This window comes from Planctellipticum variicoloris (genome assembly GCF_030622045.1).
GTDB lineage: Bacteria > Planctomycetota > Planctomycetia > Planctomycetales > Planctomycetaceae > Planctellipticum > Planctellipticum variicoloris.
This window is the reverse complement of the sequence record NZ_CP130886.1, coordinates 710,321-731,038: the sequence shown is the minus strand read 5'-3', so window position 1 is coordinate 731,038 and position 20,718 is coordinate 710,321. Positions and strand designations below refer to the sequence as shown.

Here is a 20,718-nt window from a genome sequence, read left to right as displayed (position 1 = left end):
TCCGCAGACTGCATCGCTCCACAGGATGTTGGCGTGCAGATCCCCCGGCTGGGAGCCAGGGTTCGAGAAGGCCGCCGCAAGGCGGAAGCTTCCCGGCATCACACGGCGACATGAACCTGAAATGATGGACGGCGGCCGCCGGGTCGCAGGAATGTCCTTCGTTCCCAGATGCGGACTTTCGATCGATGAACTCACTCAAGCACGTGGAATTGTCGGATCGTCAGCGGGAACTGCTGCTCCGCGGCCTGCGGTTCGTCCGCAGCAGCCGGATGCTGGAGTTTCGCGAGTCGAGCGATCTGAACGACGATCAACGGAGAGAGGAATTGCAACAAATTCGTCAGTTGTCTGACCTGTTGCAAAATCCGTCCGCCTCGAATCAGCCGGCGCACGTCTAACCCCCTGCCGGCAACGCTGCTGAACGCGAACCGTTTCCCGCCCCGAGGTCTCCGACCTGCGGGGCGTTTTCGCTGGATCGACCCGGAAAACTGAGCGAATCCCCCCGAATCGCGGCCTTGCCGCCGCAGGAACCTCTCGACCCATGGCGCGCATCGGCCAAATCTCGCGACAGACCGCGGAAACCCAGATCGAACTTGAATTGAACCTCGACGGCGCGGGGACTGCCGCCGTTTCGACGGGAGTCGGGTTTCTGGATCACATGCTGACTCTGCTGGCGAAGCATGCGTTGTTCGATCTGACGGTCTCCGCGAAAGGGGACCTGCACATCGACGCCCACCATACGACCGAGGACGTGGGGATCTGCCTGGGCAAGGCGCTGGCTCAGGCCGTTGGCGACAAGCGTGGGCTCACCCGCTACGGCAGCATGACCCTGCCGATGGAAGAGACTCTGGTCACGAGCGCGCTCGACCTGAGCGGCCGGGTCAAATTTGTCTACCGGGTCGAGTTCCCGACGGAAAAGATCGGCGAATTCGATACCGAGCTGGTCGAGGAATTCTGGCAGGCCGTCGCCGCGAATGCGGCCATGAATCTGCACCTCGTGCTGCATCACGGAACGAACAGCCACCATATTTCGGAGGGGCTGTTCAAGGCCACTGCCCGGGCCTTGCGACAAGCCGTCACAATCGATCCCCGCCAGCCCGGAATTCCGTCTTCCAAGGGCGCGCTTTAGGGGCGAGTCGCCGCAGTGAAGGGACGGCCGGGGCTGGAGCGTTTCAACGCAGCCCCGGATTTGGCGCTCCTGCCCGTGATGATGGCCGGATTTTTCGGCAAGCTGACCGGCCTGTGCCGATTGTAGGGAAATTTCCTGTGGAGGCAGGGGGTCGCCGGTCGATAGTTCCCGACAAGCGAACACCGTCCGCGCGGCCCGGCGACTCCGGTCCAGTTGAGCGTCGGCCGGACAGGGACCACCCAAGGAGGGAACTGATGAAGCAGGCAATTCTGGCTGTTTTGACGGCCGTGGCAGTCTGGGGAATGGGCGGCAACGCAGCGGTGGCCGCAGAGCAGGGCCAGCCCACCGATTGGGGCCGCTTCTACCATTACCCGTACGTCTATTACCCGCACAATTACCAGCCGCCGCAGCAGTACAATCACATGTACCACCGGTATCCGCAGGAGCGTCAGATTCCTGTTTACAACAAGAACTGGCACAACTTCTACCCGACGAAGCAGCAGTACCACATGGGGCACCACTTCATCCTGGACGTGTTCTAAACCGACGCGTGAGGATCCCGCCTGGCCGTCAGGCTGCTCCTGAATCCATGAAGACGCCGTGGGCAACCTGCCGGTTGCCTGCGGCGTTTTTCATTTTCCGGCCCGTCGAAACCGGTTGAAGTTGCAGGATTTACACACCCTGACGATTGTAGCGATTACAACGGGAGGTCCCTGCGGGCCTCGCAGGCCGGCCGGGACAACCAGGGTGAATTTTACGCAAAGCGATTCACAACAATATCTTACAGAAAACCACCAAAGTGGGGTCCACCAGAATCTGCGGATTGGCACGGGGACTGCATAAGGGTGGGAACAGAGTGAAAGTGATCCCGCAATCACCGGATTTGGCCAGGCTGGTCCCCGTCGAATCCGACTCACACCTTTGAATGCGACCAATTTCCCACCGGCCCGAGGGAGACGGGCCTCTACCCGCCCACAACCCACCTCACAACTCTTGCCTCACACAGGCCGAGACGCTTTCCCGCAGCGTCTCGGCCTCCTTCCTTTGATGGGGGCCGTTTTGCCTTCAAACCGGCAGATGCCAGACGGTGCGCCGTCCGCGACAGTGTTTCAGCGGTTGCGCGGGGCTTCCAGCAACAGGTAGAGGACGTTGTCCGTGAAGGCGGGGTCGGCCGTCAGGCCCAGGTGATCCGTGAACAGGAAGTTGACGCTGGACCATGCCACGGGCGAAACCAGCCGGGGCGTCCAGGTTGATCTCTGGCTGAGTCGCTCGTCCATCAGAGCGCTGGATCGCGTCACAGTCCCGTCTCCGGGCGACTCCTCCGTGACGGTCAGCTTGCCCGCGGCATCGACTGTGAAACGGGCCAACGTGGGGTGCGCATCCCCGGCAATCAGGTGGAGCGTGACTCCCGGCGGAGGGGTCGCCGGTTCGTCCAGAGCCGCGTGAAACAGCTCCGCCTGGCGCAGACACTTCGTGAGATGTTCGTCGGCCAGTTGCTGGCGGACCGAGGCGTCCCGGACTTCCGGGAGGAGCTGTTCGAGAACCCGAGATTGATCCGGCGAGGCAAGGCCCCACTTCAGCTTGCGCCACACGGCGGGATCGAACAGATCCACAGCGGCTCCGGTGGTCGCATCAACCACCGGCTGGTGCCGGGTCCGGGGCAGGAGCTGGTAGACCGCGGGCATCGTCCCCAGCAGAGCGGGTTCGTACTTGGGGAGAAACTTGGCGTATTGCACGCCCTCGGCCAGTTGTTTCACGGCGGACCCTGCGCCGGCGCTGGGCGTTCCGATGATCACCAGACGCTCTACCAGTTCAGCTCCCTTCCACGTGATCGAAGGCGGCGTCCCTTCGAGGGGCAACTGGGCCGGTCCGTACATGAGGTGATACCGCGCGATCAGGCCACCCATCGAGTGGGCTACGATGTCAAATCTGACCGGGTGGGAAAGCGACCCGTGCTTGCGAATCTCCTGTTCTTCAAGGAGCTTGCGCTTTTCCAGCAGGAATGCGTGCAGCCGTGCGGCGTTTTCTGCGTTGTCCCGCCGCCAGTCGTAGCCGAATTCGAAGCAGTTGTGAGTTCCGTCGTCGTACTCGACCGGCCCGGTGTGGCCGTTCGGGTCGCGATATCCGCCGACGCCCAAGGCCTTCAGAATGTCGCCGTAAGCGGAGACATGGAGCGATTGCCCGAAGGCTTTCACGGCCAGCTCGCTGAGGACGCCGTCTTCGCGAACATCGTCCGAAAGCGTTGAGAGCGGCCGACCGGCGGCCATCGGCAGTCCCAGAGCCTGCACCGAAGCGGCGGTTCCGGGGATGGGACCGGACGATCCGAACTCGCCCCAGGCCACCTCGCCGGTGCGATCGTCTACCAGCCGGGAACCGAGGATGCCGGGGATGACGACGATTGGGTTGCGGTCGCGATCGTCGGCCCGGGCGGTCCGGTTGTAGAGCGAGCCGAGGTCGGGGCCGCCCGTGCCGCGGACTTCGTTCGAAACGAGCCGCACGGAGTCGGCCGCCTTGCGGACGGAATCTACGGCGCGCGTCAGCGATTCCCCGGCGGATTGCGATGGGGTCTCGTGATCGCCATCCAGCTTGCAGCCGGCGGCCAGCAGGGCGAAAACGACGACGATCCAACGGCGTACGGGGGGCGTCCGCCGCCGGCATAACGTGTGCGACACGTTTTCTCTCCTGAAATCGGCCTGAGATGAGCGGCGGATTTTAGGAACGGCACGGCCATGCGCGAAGAGGGGTCGTGAACGCCTCCCCACCGGCCGATTCTGCCGGTTTCTCGACGCCCCGCTGGCCATCTGGCACAATCCACCCGGCCTCAGTTCGCTGTCCGTGCCGTGAAGAAGTCGGACTGAGGCAACCACGAATGACACGAATCCGGAGGAGAGGATTGAAACCACTGAGGACACGAAGGTCACGGAGAACGAAGAGTTTCGAAAATGACGACTGACGGCGTTGTCGCCTGGTCCTGGCTCTTAGCCATTCTTTCAGTACTCCTTCCGTGATTTCCGTGTCCTCCGTGGTTGCTTTCCTGACTTCATTCGTGCCGATTCGTGTCATTCGTGGTGAGTTCTTCCCTCCGCCCAGAACGGAACGACCTGCATGCCGCTGGTTCTGACCACCCGTCAGCCGCTGGATCTCTCTGTGGAGGTCGAGTCGCTGCATCCGCTCTCGCTCAGAGAACTGTCGATGACAGCGATCGCCTGGTTAACCGTCGCGCAGGGCAACCGGTCCATTCCCGTGGGCGAGCTGTTCGACGTCGAGCGGACCGGGGGCGATGACGAAGAAATCGTTTTCGCAGGCGATACCGGCCGCCTGAAGCGGATCGGCGAGAAGCTGGCCGGCGGTCGGATTGTCGTCGACGGCTCGGCCGGCATGCATGCCGGCGCGATGATGACCGGCGGAGAAGTCTTCGTCCGCGGCGATGCCGCCGACTGGGCGGGGGCCGAGATGCGAGGCGGGACGCTGAGAATTGCGGGGAACGTCGGCGCCTGCCTCGGCGGCGGCTACCGCGGCTCGCGTAAAGGGATGCGCGGCGGAGAGATTTTTGTCGGCGGCGACGCCGGGGACGAAGTCGGTACGGTGTTGCGACGGGGACTGATCGCGGTCGCCGGGAACGTCGGCCACGCCTGCGGCTTCGGCATGCTTGCCGGTTCGATCGTCGTTTTCGGCCGCACCGCCGCGCAACTGGGCGCCGGCATGAAGCGCGGCACGATCGTCTGCCTGAACCCCGCCGAACCGCCGGATCTGTTGCCGACATTCCGGCGTGCGTGCGACTATCAGCCGACGATTCTCCGCGGCCTGCTGAAGTACCTGGGGGGCCAGGGCCTGCCAGTAGTCCGCGAACAGATTGAGGGGACATTCCGCCGCCATTGCGGCGATCTGCTGGAACTGGGAAAAGGGGAAGTCCTCAGCCTGATCCCCGCCTGACCGGCGGCGGCCACCCAATGCCCGTGCGTCGCGTCGTTGCTTCGGGGGCCGACCCGTGCTGCGAAATCTTCGCAGGGAACCGAAACCGGAAACCTTCGAAGCACACTTAATCCCGCATCGGCCGCCCGCGGCTCTGGCGATCCCGCGTTCCAATCCTGCGGCAGCCTGTCAGCGATTCTTCGGATACCGCGTGGTTGCCGGTGCGGTCTCAAGATGTCTGGCCGCGCCGTTGCCGCCACTGGTCCAGGCTGACCGCGGCGATGATGACTGCGCCGATGATGATGTCCTGTACGTCGTTGCTCAGTTCGAGCTGGGTGCAGCCGCTGGAGATGACGGACATCATCGCTGCGCCTGCCAGCGTTCCGAGGACCGAGCCCCGTCCGCCGCTGAGGCTGCCGCCGCCGATGACGACCGCCGCGATTACCTTCAATTCCAGCCCCAGACCCGACGTCGGGTTGCCGCTGGAGAGCCGAGAGAACTGGTAGATTCCGGCCAATCCGACAAACAGTCCGCAAACTGCGTACACGGCAATCCGATTCAGCGGGACATTGACGCCGCACAGTCGGGCCGTGGCTTCGTTCGAACCGAGCGCGTAGACGTACCGGCCGAAGATCGAGTATCGGAGCAGGGCGGCCACGGAGAGCGCAAGCAGCAGACCGCACCACAATCCGGCGGGGTGCCGCAGATAGTCGTACCAGCCGTCGATGGCGGAATTTCCCGTCAGTTCCGTCGGCCACAGGGCCGCATTCCGAGTGCTCAGCAAGGCCAGCAGCGCGGGCGGGACCTGAGTTTCGGGATTGGGACGGACCGTCTGTGAGTTGCTGGCATACGTCGCCAGGAGCTTGGCGGCGCCCAGGAAAATGGTCATCGTCCCCAGGGTCACGATGAAGGGGACGACGCGCAGCAGACTGACCAGCAAGCCGTTCACGACACCCAGGAGCGTTCCGGCGAGCAGCGTGAGGAGCAGGGCCGGAACAGCCGGCATCCCGTTCAGGAGGGCTGCCGCCAGGACGGTGGCGCAGAGGGCAATCCCCGTCCCGACCGACAGATCAATGCCACCAGCAATGATCACGACAGTCATGCCGAGGGCGCAGATGCCGACCACGCTGCTGTTGACCAGCATCGTCCGGATATTGTCGGAGGAGGTGAAGACCGATCGGCCGGACATCGCGCTCTCGGCCAGCGCAAAGCCGGTGAAGACGAGCACCAGGGCCAGCAGCGGGCCGAGTTCGCTGATCCAGCGGCGCAGCAGTCGCCCCCGTCCGTCTTTCGGCCCCGATTCCGTCTGAGACAGACCCGCCGGCGCGATCATCTACTCTCCCTCTCCACTGACGGCGACATTCATGATTGACTCTTCAGTCCACTCGCCGGTTGGACGGACTTCCCGCAGACGTCCCCGGCTCATCACGCCGATCCGGTCGCAGACTGCCAGCAGCTCGGTCAGGTACGAGCTGACAAAGAGGACCGTCTTACCGGAGGCGGCCAGTTCGCCCATCAGCCGATAGATCTCCGACTTGGTTCCCACATCGATCCCGCGCGTCGGCTCGTCAAGCAGCAGAATCTCGGCTCCCTGATGCAGCACGCGGGCGATCGCCACTTTCTGCTGATTGCCGCCCGACAGCTCGCCGATCATCTGTTCCTGGTCCCTGCATTTGACCTGCAGCCGCCGCAGCCAGTGGGAGACGGCTTCCCGCCGTCGGCTCAGATTCAACCAGCCGGCGCTGGCATAGGGGGACAGCCGGCTGAGCGTCAGATTGTCGGCGATCGACTGCCCCTGCGCCAGCCCCTCCCGCTTGCGGTCCTCGGAGACCATTCCCAGACCGGCCTGCATCCGGCTCCGGGGCGAAGCCGCCGGCGTCAGCGCCGCGACCTGCACGCGGCCCGATCGAACGGCGTCGAGTCCGAACAGGCAGCGGATCAGTTCAGTCCGCCCCGCTCCGACGAGGCCCGCCAGGCCGAAGATCTCTCCCCGTTTCAATTCCAGTCGTACATCCCGCGGGGACCGCCGGCCGGAGAGGTCTTTCACCTGCAGAACAGTGTCACCGGCCGTGTGAGGCACGCTGGGGAACAGCTCCTCGACCGTACGCCCCACCATCAGCGAGACGATCTGCTCTTCCGTCACTCCTGCCAGATCGCCGGAACCGACGGATTCTCCGTCCCTCAAAACGGCATAGTCATCACACAGTTCCCGGACTTCTTCGAGAAAGTGGCTGATATAAACGATTCCCCGCCCCTGCTCCTTCAGTCGCCGAACGACTTCGAACAGCCGCCGCACGTCGCGCTGCGGAAGCGAACTGGTCGGCTCGTCGAAAACGATCACCTTGGCGTCGAGCACCAGAGCCCGGGCGATTTCCACAAGCTGCTGGGCCGCCACGGAGAGTTCGCCGACGGGGGTCTCCGGCCGGAGGTCGGGATGTCCCAGCCAGTCGAGCGCCTCGCGGACCCGCGGTCGCTGTACCGACCGCCGCAGTAGACAGCCAAACCGGCGGGCCTCCTGCCCGAGCATGATGTTGTCCTCGACCGACAGATGCGGGGCGAGGTTCAGCTCCTGGTAGATCATCGCGACCCCGGCCCGCCGGGCGCCCAGCGGCCCGGACGGTGCATAGGGCCGGCCGTCGAGCTGCATCACTCCCGAATCGGGCGGATGCGCCCCGCTGAGGATTTTCATCAGCGTGCTTTTGCCCGCCCCGTTCTCGCCAATGAGCGCCAGCACCCGCCCGGGCAGTACGGAGAGCGACACGTTCCGCAGGGCCTGCGTCCCGCCGAAGCGTTTCGAAACACCGGTCATCTGAAGGAGGGACATGGGCAGGCCGTGGAGCTGGAGACGTGAGGCTACTCGTTGAGCGTTGAGAGTTGAGAGTTGAGAGTTGAGAGTTGAGAAATACGCAAGACCGCAGAATTTGACTCTGTCCCTCAACGCTCGATGCTCGACGCTCAACACCCGTCAGTGCTGCTCCGGTTTGAGCAGTTTCGTCATCTGCTCGTCGTGCATGTTCTCCGGCGTGGCGACGTACTCGCCGGTGCTGATCCGCTTCTCGACCTTTTCGCCGCGAAGGTGCTTGACCATCGCCATTACAGAATCGTAGCCCATCGTGACGGGGTCCTGCAGGACGATCCCGTCGACCTTCTTCGCTTCCAGCCCGGCGATCAGCGGGGCGTTTGGGTCGAAGGCAACAAACTTGACCTTGGTCGCCAGATCGAGATTCTCCAAGGCTTTCAGAACGCCGGTTGCGTTGGGCTCGCAGACCGCGAAGATCCCATTCACTTCGTCCTTGTACTTGCGCAGAATCTGGTCGGCGTTGGCCAGCGATTGTTCGGGTTTGGTCCCCGCATACTGGTCCGACGAAAGGACCTTGATGTCCGGATAATCCTTCGAAAGAGTTTCCAGGAAGCCCTCTTCTCGCTGCTCGGTGCTCTCGCTCCCTTTGTTGTATCGAAGCATGATGACGTTGCCCTGCTTGCCCAGAACTTCCGCCAGGCGGTGCGCGGCAAGTTCTCCCCCTTTGCGATTGTCGGTCGCCACGTAGGAGACGATCGCGTCCTCTTTCGCAAGCCCGCTGTCGAAGACCACGACCGGGATCTTCTTTTCGACGGATTCCTCAACATATGGCACCAGGGCCGCGGCATCGAGCGGCGCCAGGCAGATGCCGTCGACTTTCTGAACGATGAATTCCTGCACCAGGCTGATCTGGCTTTCGCGATCGTCCTCGGTCGCGGGGCCTTTCCAGAGGATTTCCACGCCCCCCAGTTCCTTCGCCGCCTTCTCGGCGCCGGCGTGGACCGACCGCCAGAATTCGTGAGTGGTTCCTTTGGGAATCATTGCGATCCGGAGCGTTTTCGTTCCGCCGTCGGCCGTGCCGGCGGGGGTTGCACCGCCGCCGCCGGAACAGCCTGCGGCCAGAATCACGGCACACGCCAGCACCAGACATCGCTTCATGGAAGAGGCTCCCGGAATGATCATCAATGGAAGAGACCGGAGAAGTCATCGCAAAGACATGCGAGACTGCCGATGGAAGCCCTATCGTAGCGTTCGAGCGGACTCGTCGCCAAACCATGCTGGAACATCCGCAGCTTCCGCGTCCGACCCCGGATTTCCGCCGGGTTGTTCAGGCTCCCGATCATCCTGTTTCGGAATCTTTGCACCTTGCGGTTCGGCGCCGCACGAACACGAGAAAACTCCCTCTGCCACAGAAAAACCCCGGTTTACAACGGTCGCCGGAGGGGATTAGCCTGAAAAGCTGGACTGCCCCGGTGACTCGTGCAGATGGTGTGAACGTGCAGACGACAATCTCCAAACTCCCGCTGGTGGAATCCGCCGCCGACCGCTTCCAGCGCCGGCTGACGCTGCTCGGACTGCTGGTCGCTTTGCCGTGCGCCGTGATCGTCGGCTGGATCGCCGCCGATCCGCTGCCGGGCGAATCCACGCGGAACGCGTCGACGCCACAAAGACCGGCTCCCGTGAATATCGTCCGTGCGGCTGCCCCCGCTCCCGTTCCCGTGACTGCCGAGAAGCCGGTTGTCGCCGCTCATCCGCTGAAGCCCGCAACCGGTTACGAACCGCTGGCCATCGATATCGCAGACGCCGCCGTCGAAGCCCGGCTCAGTGAAGATGTGGCCTATCTGTCCCACGACGATCGCCAGGGACGCGGGGTCGGCACCGAGGGGCTCGATCAGGCGGCTGAGTATATTGCGAGCGCCTTCGGCCAGGCCGGACTCCGCACGGATCTCTACGACGGGCAGCCCTACCACGAGTTTATGCTGACGCCGAAACTGGGGCTGGGTTCCACCAACGAACTCAAGATCTCCGGACCGGACGGCAACGAGACGGCCTGGAGCGTCGGCCGCGAATTCACGCCCCTCTCGCTGAGCGGTTCGGCCAATTTCAACGTGCCGCTGGTCTTCGTCGGCTACGGCATCACCGCTCCGCCGCTCGAATACGACGACTATCACGAGCTCGACGTGCAGGGCAAAGCCGTCATCATCCTTCGGCATGAGCCGCAGCAGAGCGACCCGGACAGCAAGTTCGAGGGCCTGCAGCATACTCAGTACGCATTCTTCGCCCAGAAGGTCAGCAATGCCGCCGACCACGGTGCGGCCGCCGTGATCCTGGTGACCGACGCCCACGAAATCGAAACCCGCAGACTCGAACATCGCGGAAGCGAACCGGACGAGAACGCCATCGATCCCCTGCTGCAGTTTCAGGTCGGCACGAGTCTGGGCCGACGGCGCATCCCCGTGGTCCATTGCCGCCGGTCGGCCGTTGAGCCGCTGGTCGAGTTGGCGCTTGGCGAATCCCTGGAGAGCCTTGAGAAGCAGATCGACGAAAGCGGCCAGGCCCAGAGTCGACCGCTGACCGGATGGAACCTGCAGGGCGCCGTCTCAGTGATCCCCAAAGGTCGGACCTTGAAAAACGTCATTGCGGCCCTGCCTGGGACTGACCCGGCCGATGGTGAAGTTGTAGTCGTCGGTGCTCACTACGATCATCTGGGCCTGGGGGGCTGGGGTTCGCTCTCTTCGGAAGGGGGCAAGGCAATTCACAACGGGGCGGATGACAACGCGTCGGGAACCGCAGTCCTGATGGAAATCGCCCGTCTGCTGGCGGCCCGTCCGGAACCGCTCCGCCGGCATGTGCTGTTTATGGCGTTCACGGCCGAGGAAATGGGACTGATCGGCAGCAAGCGCTACGTGCAGAATCCACTCGTCCCGCTGCAGCAGACCGTCGCGATGGTCAATCTCGACATGGTCGGGCGGCTGCGCAAGGACGAACTGACGATGTACGGCACCGGCACGGCCCGCCAGTTTTCCGAGATGGTCGATCGCCTGGGCGCAGCCTACGACCTCAAGCTCCGGCATCGACCGAGCGGTTACGGCCCGAGCGACCACGCGTCGTTCTACGAACGCGGAGTCCCGGTGCTGCACCTGTTTACCGGCTTTCATCCGCAGTATCACCGCCCGGACGATGACTTCGAGACGCTCAACATCCCCGGCATGGGCAAACTGGCCCGGTATACGGCCGACATCGTCGCCGAGATCGCCACCGCCGAAGAACGACCGCAGCCGTCGGCGTCGGGCGACGTTTCCGAGTCCCTGGCGCAGCTCGCACCGATCGAGCGTGCCGGAGCCCAGCCAGCCGACGCCGGTCGACCGGCGAATGTCAGTCGTTCGCTGACCGGCGCGCCTCCCAAGGCCTATCTCGGTGTGGTGATCGACCGGACCTACAACGAGGCGGGTTACGGGATCGCTCGGGTCATCAAGGGCGGCCCCGCCGAGCGGGCCGGTCTGCGGGCCGGCGACGTCGTGCTGCGATTCGGCCCGAAAGAAGTGCTGCAGCCGAAGGATCTGATCGACGAGATCAGCCGCTCCCGGGCCGGCGCCCCCACCAGCCTGACGATCCGCCGGGGCTCGCTGGAATTCGACGCAACGGTGATCTTGGCGGAGGTGCGGCGGTAGGGGCGTGAGCCCCGTGAAGAAAAAGTTTCACGCAAAGGCGCGGAGAGGGACGCAAAGACGCCGAGAAGTGAAATGTCGAATGGCCTGGTGTCGTCGAGAGCGACTCCTGAGCCCCGGAAGGCGTGGATAGAGTCAATAGCCCTGGACGCGAACCCCGGGGCGGGGGGTTTCTCCTGAGGGCGTGTTGTCACCCCGCCCCCTGCATCCGCCGCCACAACCGCTCCAGCACCTGCATGCTCTCCCGGCCCGGCTCTTTCCGGGCATAGACCACGCGCGCGTAAAGCTGGACCGTCTGCCCGACGTCCTTCGCCAGCGCGGGAACGTGCCGGCCCAGTTCGTCGGCGAATTCCAGCGGCGTCTGGTCCGGGGATCGCTCGACCGCCTGCTCGCGCGACCAGGCCTCCAATGCTTCGTATGTGTAGAGCGTGAGCTGGGCCGGCGTCATCCGCCGGTCCGCGCCGCTGAAGAACGGATTTTCGAATGAGGCAAACGGCCGGGGAGGAACGGCGGATTCCGCGTTCTCTCCAGCTTCCCCTTCGGCAGCGCCGGTCTTCCAGCCCCACAGCGAATTCCACAGGTTGAGCAGTTCCGCCCACGGCCGGCGGACGAAGGCGAGCATCGCCTGCCGGTTGCGGTACGCGACGATGAGCACCGCAATCGCCATCGCCGCGTAGATCAGCCAGCGGAACCACGAGGCGAACCAGCCGAGCCAGTTGGACGACGGCGGAGTCGGCGGAGTCTGCGGCTGCGGGGCCTGCGGCTGTTGAGCGGGCTGATTCCGGCCTTTCCCGCCGTTCTGCTGAGCCTGCTCCTGCTGATTCGGTTGTTTCGGCTGTCCAGGCTGGGCCTGAGGCTGCCCCTGTTGCGGAGCTTTCTGCTGTCCTTGTTGCTGCTGCCCCGACTGCTGCGATTGTTGTTTCCCCTGGCCGCTGGATTTGCCGGAACCGCCGTCCTGCGGAGGTTTCCCCGGCTGATTCTCAGACTTTCCGGACGCTGCATGCTCGTCGCGTTTGCCGTCGGTCTGCTGATCTTTGCCCTGCGGCTCTGCTTGTCGATCGGCGGGCTTGCCCCCTTCGCCGGGTTTCTGGGCCTGAGGATCCTGCTGGCCAATCCGGCGGCCTTCCCCTTCGCCGCGGTCTTTGCCGAGCATCGCGTACTGCGAGGCTTCGCGGACTTTGGCGTCCAATTTGTCGACCAGGCCGGTGACGGAGTATTCCCCCTGCGGTCGCGGGAGCAGCAGCGCCAGCAGCAGGAGTACCAGCGCCAGACCGGCCCCCATGCCCAGCCAGGCGCGGGTCATCGCGGCGGGCATCTGCAGCTTACGTTGTCGGAGGTAACGCCGCAGCCCGAGAAAACTGGTGGTCAGCAGCAACCCCAGGGCCGAGGCCACGTAGACCGCCAGAAGCTGAAAGCCCCACGACCGGCGCCCGGCGTCCGCCGCCGGGATGAAGAGCTGCCCGATGCCGAACAACGGCAACGCCGCCAGCGAGAAGTAGATGACCCACAAGCCCGGGGCATGGGCGCGCTTCGGGCGATCTTCGGATACCGTTTCCGAATCTTCGTCCGGTTGTGCGACCTTCGATGGCAAAGCTCCGTTCTGGTTCGATCGGTCGGCCGACTCCTGATCGAGCCCGGCTGCCTGCAGCAGACCTTCGCCCGAGGCGTCTTCGCTGTCATCGATCAGCGTGCAGTCCCAGGTGAGTTTCCAGGAGCACCAGGAGATCACCGCCAGCAGCAGGCCGGCAATGACGACGGAATCCAGAAATCGCAGACAGAACAGTCCCGCCGCGGCGGCCAGGACGCCGCCAAACAGGCCGGCGTATTCCGGACTCTGCTCGATGCCGATCCGCGCCACGAGGACAGCGCCGAAGACGAACCAGAACAGCACCCACTGCATCCGCTCCCGGTGCTCGCCGGCGTAGCTGGCTTCCAGCAGAAAGAATGAGAGGCTCCCCACGAGCAGCATGATCAGCGCCGGGCTGATGGCGATGACCACGTAATCGGCGAGCGTTTTCTCGCGGCGCACTTTCGCCATGACGTCACCTCACCCACTGTTCGCCGCAGAGACTGGAGATCTCCACTTCGTTGCCGATGCTGCGGATGCTGACCCCTTCGGCCATCAGCCGGCCGGCCCCTTCGTTCGTACGGTCATCGTTGGGCAAAGTCAGGACCGCAGTCACCGCGAAGCCGGAACGACGCAGGTTGCCGAGCGCAATCGCCGTCTCGGGGGGGACCTCCGACAGGATCGCCACGACGGTCGCGTCGCGCGGCATCCGGCTGGCGACTTCCTGCGTGAACTGCGGGAAGGTCAGACCGTCGGTCAGCTCGACGCGGGCCAGCGTCTCCAGAATCCGCTGGAGCTGTTCGGCTCCCCGGCGGGTTTCCACGACGACCGGGCGGAGACGGTCGTTCTGATCGAGCATGCCGGTCGAGTCCTTGGCCATCGCGCGGGTCCGGAACTCGTGGCGCGCCCCTTCCTGGCGGATCCGGTCGGCAGCGTCGCGGCCGTTGGTCATCAGGCCAAACTGCTGTCCGAGCTGATACACGGCGTTCGCGAGCGACGCAGCCGTCGTCACCGCCAGATCGGAACGATGCGGCTCTCCACGTGCCGGGTAGCTGTCGCGATGGAAGTCGAGCAGCAGCGTCATGCCGGCCACGCACGACGGTTCGTAGACCTTTGAGTGCAGAGCCCCAGTCCGGGCGGTGGCCCGCCAGTGGATGCGGTTGAGGGAATCGCCCGCCCGGTACTCGCGGACGCCGGCGATGCGCGTCGGATCTTCGAACAGGCGATACGTCAGACGGACTTCGCCGATTGGCCGGCGGGAGGCGATGTTGTAGCCCTCAATGGCGACCACGCGGGGATAGACGAGCACGTAGTGCGGCTCCGATTCGACGCGGAACCGGCGATGCAGCCCGAACAGGTCGCCGCTCTCCAGCAGCAGCGGTCCGAGCTGATAATAGCCCCGGCGGTTGAACGTCACCTGGTACAGCAGGCGTTTCTCGCCGCCCGCTGAAAATTGGAGAATTCCAACCCGCTTGCCCTCCAGCGTGATCCGCGGAGGTCGCTCGGCGAGGGCGTCGCGCGGGACGGAATCTTCCACGAGCAGCCAGGGAATTGGCCAGCGCCCGGAGTTTTTCAGCGTGACAATGACCGCGACCGTCTCGCCGATCCGGGCCGTCAGGCGGCTGCATTCGCGGGTGACGACGACGTTCTGAATCCACTCGCGGGCCAGATACCGGCTGACGACGAGCACGCCCAGAAGGACGTACATCGCGTAGACCAGCAGCCCGAGCTGGAACACCATGCCGACGATCAGCAGCAGGATGGCCCCGAGGATCCATCTCATGAGGCGCCTGCCGTGGAAGAGACGGTGGGAATGGAGGTCTCTTCCAGGATCTCGGTGACCACGCTGGCGGCGGTGATCTTCCGCAGGCGGCTTTCGGGGCGGACGATCAGGCGGTGTGACAGGACCGCCTGGGCGACTCGCTTCACGTCGTCGGGCAGGACGAAATCGTGGTCGCGGATTGCGGCCCGCGCCTGGGCGGCCCGGTAGAGCGCCATCGAGGCCCGGGGACTGCCGCCGAGGGCAATGTCCGGATGCTCCCGCGTATTGCGAATGAGCTGCACGATGTAGTCCCGGACCTTGGGATCGACGTAGACTTCGCGGACGGCCTGCTGGCAGGCGATCATCTCGGCGGCGGAAACGACTGCATCGAGGCGATCAATCGGATGCTCCTTGCGCAGCAACTCCAGCATCCGCCGTTCCTCCTCTTCCTCGGGATAGCCGAGGGACAGCCGAACGAGAAAGCGGTCGAGCTGCGCCTCGGGGAGCGGGAACGTCCCTTCGTGGTCGACGGGGTTCTGGGTCGCGATGACCAGGAAGGGGCGTTCGAGTTCGTAGGTGACGCCGTCGACGGTCACCCGGCGTTCGGCCATCGCTTCGAGCAGGGCCGCCTGGGTGCGGGGCGTGGTGCGGTTGATTTCGTCGGCCAGAACGGTCTGGGCAAAGAGGGGACCGGCGCGGAATTCGAACTCGGTCGTCTTCGGGTTGAAGATCGAGGCGCCGGTGATGTCGGTCGGAAGCAGGTCGGGGGTGCACTGGACCCGCTTGAAAGAACAGCCGACGCTGGCGGCGAGCGCCCGCGCGAGCATCGTCTTGGCGACGCCGGGGACGTCTTCGAGCAGAATGTGACCTTCGCAGAGCCAGGCGGTCAGGGCAAGCAGCACCTCCTGCCGCTTGCCGATGACGACCTTTTCGACGTTGGCCACGATCTTCTTGGCCGTCAGATTCACCTGCGTCATGCGAAGCGTCCTCGGCGGTGGCACGGCCGAACCCTCGGCTCAGCCACCCTGCGTCCTGGGGTAATCGATTGACTGGTAACGAGTTGCGATCTTGACCGAGCGCTGCAAGGGACTGGGAATGCGCCTGAATTCGGCGCAGCAGCGATCCGTTCGACGGGAGTGTCGATGCCCGATGTACGCCGCTGCGGGCGGAAACGCTGGACGGAATTCCGCCGGGCGATTCGACAGCGTCTTCGAGGTTCGTAGCCGGTGCTCTCTAAACCGCGATATAAACGGGCTGCAGAACTCGTCAACGAAAGTCCGCGGTGACAGCGGTTGGAGGCGGACGAATCCCGGCGATTGTCTGCGTGACACGCTACCGGCATGGGTAACACGATGATCTGGCTGAAACGACTGCTGCTCTGGGGCGGGATCTCGCTCACGACCCTCGCGATTGCGGTCGGGGGCATCTACTGGTGGTGGTTCCTGGCGCCCTCCGAGCGGACGGCCAATATCGTCTACGGACACCGGGGCGATGCCGAGTTACTGATGGATGTCTTCCAGCCGCCGCATCCGAATGGGGCCGCAGTCGTCCTGATGGTCAGCGGCGGCTGGAAATCCGGCCCGGAAGGGGTGCAGCCGTTCCTGTTTGCACCGTTTCTCCGGCGGGGCTATACGATTTTCGCGGCCCAGCACATTTCGCAGCCGAAGTGTCTCATCGGCGACATCGTCGAGGATATGCACCGGGCCATTCGATTCATCCGACACAACCGGGCCAAGTACGGAATCGACGAAAACCGTATCGGCGTCGTAGGAGGAAGCTCGGGCGGCCACCTGTCGCTGATGCTCGCCACCCGCGGCGGCCCCGGACCGGTGGACGCCCCCGATCCCATTGATCGCGAGTCGAGCGCCGTGCAATGCGTCGCCTGTTTTTACCCGGTGACCGATCTGCTGAATCTCGGCGCGTCCACAGAGAATCCCGGCGACGGCGGTCCTCCGAAGAGCTTCAAGAAAGGCTTCGGACCGCGTGCCGAAACTGTCGACGAATGGAAAGTTCTCGGCCGCGACCTCTCCCCCATCGATCACATCACGCTGGCGCTGCCCCCGATTCTGATCGTCCACGGCGACGCCGACACGCTCGTGCCTCTCGACCAGTCGGAGCGATTCGCCGCGAAAGCCGCGGCGATCGGTCGGACGGTCCGGCTCGAAGTCCGTCCCGGAAAAAAGCATGGCTGGCCGACAATGATCCTGGACCTGCCTCGTTTCGCCGACTGGTTCGACCAGCATCTCCCCGCATCGACTTCGGAACAAGGCGCCCGCTGACCGACGGGGTGCTGCTGGCAAAACCGCGTTCGGCCTGCCACGATACCTCAGGCGGACAACACTGATTGCAAGTTCCGCCCGACCTGAGCCGGTTCAGCCCGCTCCCGCAACGGATCTTTGATGAACTCTCAGCCTGCTCCTGGGACATCCCGCGTTTCCCGAACGTCCTCCGCCCGAAGCGTCGTCCGGACGCTGGCGCGGACCAATGTGCTCTTGCTCAAACAGCTCTGGATCTGGCCGATCATCGCCGGCGTCCTGCTGGGCGCCATCGGGCTGGTCATGCGGAATGCCGTTGAGAAGACGCTGCAGGAAGATCTGCGCGCCGATCTCCAGGCGATTCTTGAAACCGACGTCACGGCGCTGCGCGTCTGGTTGAAGTCGCAGGAGCAGGTTGCCGCTGGCGTTGCACGCGATGTGCAATTGCGTGAGCAGGTCCGGGCGCTCATCAGTCTCGCCGAGCAACCCGAGTCTTCGAAGAACGTTTTGACGGCGTCCGCAGAGCTGCCGCGGTTGCGGGCGGAACTGGAACCCGTGCTGGAAGGGCACGGGATGAACGGCTTCATTGTCCTGAATCGGGAACGCAAGGTCATTGCCTGCGAACGCGACGACGCCGTCGGATTGACCACGACGGACGAGGAGTCGAAGGCCACGGTCGAAAGCGTCCTGGCGGGAAAGACGGGAGTCTCGCGCCCGATGAAAAGTCGCATCATCCTGCCCGATCGCCACGGGCAGATGCGGGCCGGCGTTCCCACGATGTTTGCCTTTGCACCCGTCAAAGCCGACGACGGCACGGTCATCGCTGCCCTCGGACTGAGACTGCGCCCCGACGACGAATTCAGCCAGATCCTGCAGGTGGCGCGGGCCGGGACCACCGGCGAAACCTACGCGTTCGACCGCAACGGCCTGTTGCTGTCGGAGAGTCGCTTTGACGAGCAGCTCCGTGAAATCGGTCTGCTGACAGAAGACGCCGACTCGGTCCTGAACGTGTCCTTGCGCAATCCGGGCGTCGACCTTGTCGCCGGCGAACGCACAAAGACTCCCCGGTCCGAACAACCGCTGACGGCCCTGGCGGCCGGCGCCATCGAAGGCGCCAGCGGGAACAATACCGTCGGTTATCGCGACTACCGCGGCGTGCAGTCTGTGGGCGCCTGGACATGGCTGGATGATTACGAATTCGGAGTCGGCACCGAAATCGACGCCGACGATGCGTTTCGCGCGATGCGCATTATCCGCACCACGTTCTGGAGCATGTTCGCGATGCTGGGGGCCGCTTCCGCCGCCATCTTCGGATTCTCAATCGTCAACGCGCGATTGAACCGCGAGGCCCGCCGGGCGGCCCTCGACGCCAAGCAGCTCGGTCAGTACACGCTCGACGAAAAACTCGGCGAAGGAGGCATGGGCGTGGTCTACCACGGTCATCACGCTCTGCTGCTCCGGCCAACCGCCATCAAATTCCTGCATCCCGAAAAGACGAACGACCAGACCGTCGCCCGCTTCGAACGGGAGGTCAAGCTCACCAGTCAGCTCGTCCATCCCAACACAATCGCGGTCTACGACTACGGCCGGACGCCCGAAGGAATCTTCTACTATGCCATGGAGTATCTCGACGGACTGAACCTCGAAGATCTGATCAAACAGTACGGCCCGCAGTCGGACGGGCGGACGGCCCACATTCTCCGGCAGATCTGCGGCTCGCTCGCCGAAGCGCACGGCATCGGGCTGATTCACCGCGACATTAAACCCGCGAACATCATGCTCTCCCTGCGCGGCGGCGTGCCGGACTTCGTCAAAGTCCTCGACTTCGGCCTCGTCAAGGCACTCGATGCCCAGCAGCAGTCCAATCTCACCTCAGCCGGCGGCATGACGGGAACGCCCCTGTATCTGTCTCCCGAAGCGATCAGAACTCCCGAGGACGTCGACGCCCGCAGCGACATCTACGCCATCGGAGCGGTGGGCTACTTTCTGCTGACCGGCCGGCCCGTCTTCGAGGGGGCGAATGTCCTCGAAATCGTCCGCCAGCATGCGGAAACCCCGCCTGTCCCACCGTCCGAGCAGTGCGGCCGGCCAGTCAATCCGGAGCTCGAACGCGTGCTGCTTCGTTGTCTCGCCAAGCAGCCCGGCGACCGGCCACAGACGGCTCAGGAGCTCGACGAACTGCTGCAAGCCTCCTGCGGCGGACTCTGGGTGCGGGCCGACGCCCTCCACTGGTGGCAGGACCTCAAAAACCGGTCGTCGGCTCAGGGCCTCGTTTCGACTGGCTGGGACGCGGGCGCGACGATCGTCGCGGGGAGGTAGCAGCCGCTACTGGCCGTCCCCAAGCTTCAGCTCGCAGTCCTTCGTCGCGGTGACGTGAGGGTCTTTGCCGTAGACTCCATCCTGCTCGGCGACCGGCAGGCTGTCCGGCCGGCTGCGAGCCGGCTGATCTTCGCAGTACCAGGTATTGCGGGCGAACTGAAACGTCTGGGCCGCAGTGCCGCCGCCGACGTTGATGGCCGTCCGCCACTCCTTCGTGTTCCACACGATCACGTTGTCGAAGATCTTGCCATTCCGGCAGGGAGTGAACTCCGGCCCGGTGCGCTCCTGAAGGATCCGGAAGGCCCACATGCGCGGCTGATACACGATGTTGCGTTCGACGACCGCGCCGTCGATGTTGACGAACGCAATGCCCGCCCCGCAACGGCAGAAGTAACAGTCGCGGACCGTCACATCTTTCGCCTCGAACGCCTGCAAACTGGGACGAAAGAACTGGTTGCCGGTGGAGCCGCCGATCTGCAGGCCCCGTTCGCGGATGTCGCGGAAACGGCACCGCTCAACCAGAATGTCGCGGCTGCCTCCCTTGGCCTGCAGGCCAAGTTGCGAAGTCCCCAGTCCGTCGAACGTACAGCCGGTGATCTCGCCGTTCCGGCATCCGACCATGTCGATCCCCTGTCCGCCGCCCCCCCAGCCCTCCAGCTTGCAGTCCGTCACGCGGAAGTGCTGCAGCCCGGAGAGCTTGATTCCGTCCTCGTTTCCCCCGGCCCCCACCTTGCGAACGACGACGCGGATCAGATCAATTTCCGTCGCGGGCCGATCCAGCTTGCCGCCATCGTCAAGACTCAACCCGTTCTGCGTTCCCCCTTCCAGAATCAGATCCTGCAGCGTCACGTAGTGCGATGAGGAAAGCTGCAGGCCAACCTGGCCGCCCCGAATCACCGGAGCCGTGGCGGCGCTGGCCCCCCGGATGCGAATCGGCTGTTCCTTCGTCCCGACGACGGTGAAATACATCGGCCCGGGATAGACCCCTTTGGCGATGACGATGTCATCGCCCGGACGGGCATTTGCCACGGCCGGTTTCAACTGCGAGGCGGCGCGCACCTGAACCGTGCGACTAAAAGTTGGCTCGTCGGCGGCGTGAACGAATGTTGGACACAGGCCTGCGACGAGCACGAACACGATCGGGCGACTGAGCAGCGACATGGACAACTCCTGATTCGGCAACTGCCACGGGCAGGACAATGTGCCAACACGATTGTGGCGGACGACAGTACCGAATGCAGCACCAATCCAATCCGAAAAATACTCCGCCTGCCAGTTGGACGCCCCATCAATGGAACGGCCCGTGGGG

15 protein-coding genes are annotated in these 20,718 nt (G+C 64.3%); 7 read left to right on the top strand and 8 right to left on the bottom strand.

Annotated features, from left to right (window positions below):
• The first annotated feature begins 185 nt into the window (after nucleotides 1–185).
• The 3 genes from SH412_RS02865 (at nucleotide 186) to SH412_RS02855 (ending at nucleotide 1,668) form a co-directional block, all read left to right on the top strand.
• Nucleotides 186–395, top strand: a complete 210-nt coding sequence (locus SH412_RS02865; RefSeq protein ID WP_336522000.1) for a hypothetical protein — start codon at nucleotides 186–188, stop codon at nucleotides 393–395.
• 143 nt (nucleotides 396–538) lie between these two features.
• Entirely contained in the window at nucleotides 539–1,126 is a 588-nt protein-coding gene (gene hisB / locus SH412_RS02860; RefSeq protein WP_336521999.1) for an imidazoleglycerol-phosphate dehydratase HisB, read from the top strand.
• A gap of 254 nt (nucleotides 1,127–1,380) precedes the next feature.
• Nucleotides 1,381–1,668 carry a hypothetical protein gene (locus SH412_RS02855; RefSeq protein WP_336521998.1) on the top strand — a complete coding sequence of 96 codons (288 nt, stop codon included), beginning with the start codon at nucleotides 1,381–1,383 and terminating at the stop codon, nucleotides 1,666–1,668.
• Nucleotides 1,669–2,235: 567 nt separating this feature from the next.
• Here the strand turns inward: SH412_RS02855 and SH412_RS02850 are convergent.
• Nucleotides 2,236–3,798, bottom strand: a complete 1,563-nt coding sequence (locus SH412_RS02850) for a lipase/acyltransferase domain-containing protein (RefSeq protein WP_336521997.1) — start codon at nucleotides 3,796–3,798, stop codon at nucleotides 2,236–2,238.
• Between the two features lie 433 nt (nucleotides 3,799–4,231).
• Between SH412_RS02850 and SH412_RS02845 the strand changes: the two genes are divergently transcribed.
• A complete protein-coding gene (locus SH412_RS02845; protein ID WP_336521996.1) occupies nucleotides 4,232–5,059 on the top strand; it encodes a formylmethanofuran dehydrogenase subunit C in 828 nt (275 codons plus the stop codon).
• A gap of 208 nt (nucleotides 5,060–5,267) precedes the next feature.
• Here the strand turns inward: SH412_RS02845 and SH412_RS02840 are convergent, their stop codons facing one another.
• The 3 genes from SH412_RS02840 to SH412_RS02830 form a co-directional block, all read right to left on the bottom strand.
• On the bottom strand, nucleotides 5,268–6,371 hold the full coding sequence (locus SH412_RS02840) for an ABC transporter permease (RefSeq protein ID WP_336521995.1): 1,104 nt from the start codon (nucleotides 6,369–6,371) through the stop codon (nucleotides 5,268–5,270).
• A complete protein-coding gene (locus tag SH412_RS02835; protein WP_336521994.1) occupies nucleotides 6,372–7,862 on the bottom strand; it encodes a sugar ABC transporter ATP-binding protein in 1,491 nt (496 codons plus the stop codon).
• A gap of 141 nt (nucleotides 7,863–8,003) precedes the next feature.
• The gene (locus tag SH412_RS02830; RefSeq protein WP_336521993.1) at nucleotides 8,004–8,996 is read right to left on the bottom strand and encodes an ABC transporter substrate-binding protein; all 993 of its coding nucleotides are present in this window, start codon (nucleotides 8,994–8,996) and stop codon (nucleotides 8,004–8,006) included.
• A 314-nt stretch (nucleotides 8,997–9,310) separates the two neighbouring features.
• Here SH412_RS02830 and SH412_RS02825 point away from each other — a divergent pair, with 314 nt between their 5' ends.
• Nucleotides 9,311–11,509: a M28 family peptidase gene (locus tag SH412_RS02825; RefSeq protein WP_336521992.1), complete on the top strand. Its 2,199-nt coding sequence runs from the start codon at nucleotides 9,311–9,313 to the stop codon at nucleotides 11,507–11,509.
• Nucleotides 11,510–11,696: 187 nt separating this feature from the next.
• Here SH412_RS02825 and SH412_RS02820 read toward each other — a convergent pair whose 3' ends face one another.
• From SH412_RS02820 to SH412_RS02810, 3 genes are read right to left on the bottom strand one after another with little or no spacing between them, the layout of a single operon-like run.
• Complete coding sequence (locus SH412_RS02820) at nucleotides 11,697–13,544, bottom strand: DUF4129 domain-containing protein (protein WP_336521991.1); 1,848 nt, start codon at nucleotides 13,542–13,544, stop codon at nucleotides 11,697–11,699.
• 4 nt (nucleotides 13,545–13,548) lie between these two features.
• Nucleotides 13,549–14,856 carry a DUF58 domain-containing protein gene (locus SH412_RS02815; protein WP_336521990.1) on the bottom strand — a complete coding sequence of 436 codons (1,308 nt, stop codon included), beginning with the start codon at nucleotides 14,854–14,856 and terminating at the stop codon, nucleotides 13,549–13,551.
• Nucleotides 14,853–15,812 (bottom strand): AAA family ATPase, encoded by a 960-nt coding sequence (locus SH412_RS02810; protein WP_336521989.1) that lies wholly within the window; start codon nucleotides 15,810–15,812, stop codon nucleotides 14,853–14,855. The genes SH412_RS02815 and SH412_RS02810 overlap by 4 nt, the downstream gene beginning before the upstream one ends.
• A gap of 375 nt (nucleotides 15,813–16,187) precedes the next feature.
• Here SH412_RS02810 and SH412_RS02805 point away from each other — a divergent pair, with 375 nt between their 5' ends.
• Nucleotides 16,188–17,114 carry an alpha/beta hydrolase gene (locus SH412_RS02805; protein ID WP_336521988.1) on the top strand — a complete coding sequence of 309 codons (927 nt, stop codon included), beginning with the start codon at nucleotides 16,188–16,190 and terminating at the stop codon, nucleotides 17,112–17,114.
• 120 nt (nucleotides 17,115–17,234) lie between these two features.
• On the top strand, nucleotides 17,235–19,409 hold the full coding sequence (locus SH412_RS02800; protein WP_336521987.1) for a serine/threonine protein kinase: 2,175 nt from the start codon (nucleotides 17,235–17,237) through the stop codon (nucleotides 19,407–19,409).
• Between the two features lie 6 nt (nucleotides 19,410–19,415).
• Here the strand turns inward: SH412_RS02800 and SH412_RS02795 are convergent, their stop codons facing one another.
• Nucleotides 19,416–20,570: a right-handed parallel beta-helix repeat-containing protein gene (locus SH412_RS02795; protein WP_336521986.1), complete on the bottom strand. Its 1,155-nt coding sequence runs from the start codon at nucleotides 20,568–20,570 to the stop codon at nucleotides 19,416–19,418.
• Between the last annotated feature and the right edge of the window lie 148 nt (nucleotides 20,571–20,718).

Coding starts and splice junctions, on each gene's coding strand:
- SH412_RS02865 (WP_336522000.1), top strand. CDS start 186: ATGAACTCACTCAAGCACGTGGAATTGTCGGATCGTCAGCGGGAACTG.
- hisB (WP_336521999.1), top strand. CDS start 539: ATGGCGCGCATCGGCCAAATCTCGCGACAGACCGCGGAAACCCAGATC.
- SH412_RS02855 (WP_336521998.1), top strand. CDS start 1,381: ATGAAGCAGGCAATTCTGGCTGTTTTGACGGCCGTGGCAGTCTGGGGA.
- SH412_RS02845 (WP_336521996.1), top strand. CDS start 4,232: ATGCCGCTGGTTCTGACCACCCGTCAGCCGCTGGATCTCTCTGTGGAG.
- SH412_RS02840 (WP_336521995.1), bottom strand. CDS start 6,371: ATGATCGCGCCGGCGGGTCTGTCTCAGACGGAATCGGGGCCGAAAGAC.
- SH412_RS02835 (WP_336521994.1), bottom strand. CDS start 7,862: ATGTCCCTCCTTCAGATGACCGGTGTTTCGAAACGCTTCGGCGGGACG.
- SH412_RS02830 (WP_336521993.1), bottom strand. CDS start 8,996: ATGAAGCGATGTCTGGTGCTGGCGTGTGCCGTGATTCTGGCCGCAGGC.
- SH412_RS02820 (WP_336521991.1), bottom strand. CDS start 13,544: ATGGCGAAAGTGCGCCGCGAGAAAACGCTCGCCGATTACGTGGTCATC.
- SH412_RS02815 (WP_336521990.1), bottom strand. CDS start 14,856: ATGAGATGGATCCTCGGGGCCATCCTGCTGCTGATCGTCGGCATGGTG.
- SH412_RS02810 (WP_336521989.1), bottom strand. CDS start 15,812: ATGACGCAGGTGAATCTGACGGCCAAGAAGATCGTGGCCAACGTCGAA.
- SH412_RS02805 (WP_336521988.1), top strand. CDS start 16,188: ATGATCTGGCTGAAACGACTGCTGCTCTGGGGCGGGATCTCGCTCACG.
- SH412_RS02800 (WP_336521987.1), top strand. CDS start 17,235: ATGAACTCTCAGCCTGCTCCTGGGACATCCCGCGTTTCCCGAACGTCC.
- SH412_RS02795 (WP_336521986.1), bottom strand. CDS start 20,570: ATGTCGCTGCTCAGTCGCCCGATCGTGTTCGTGCTCGTCGCAGGCCTG.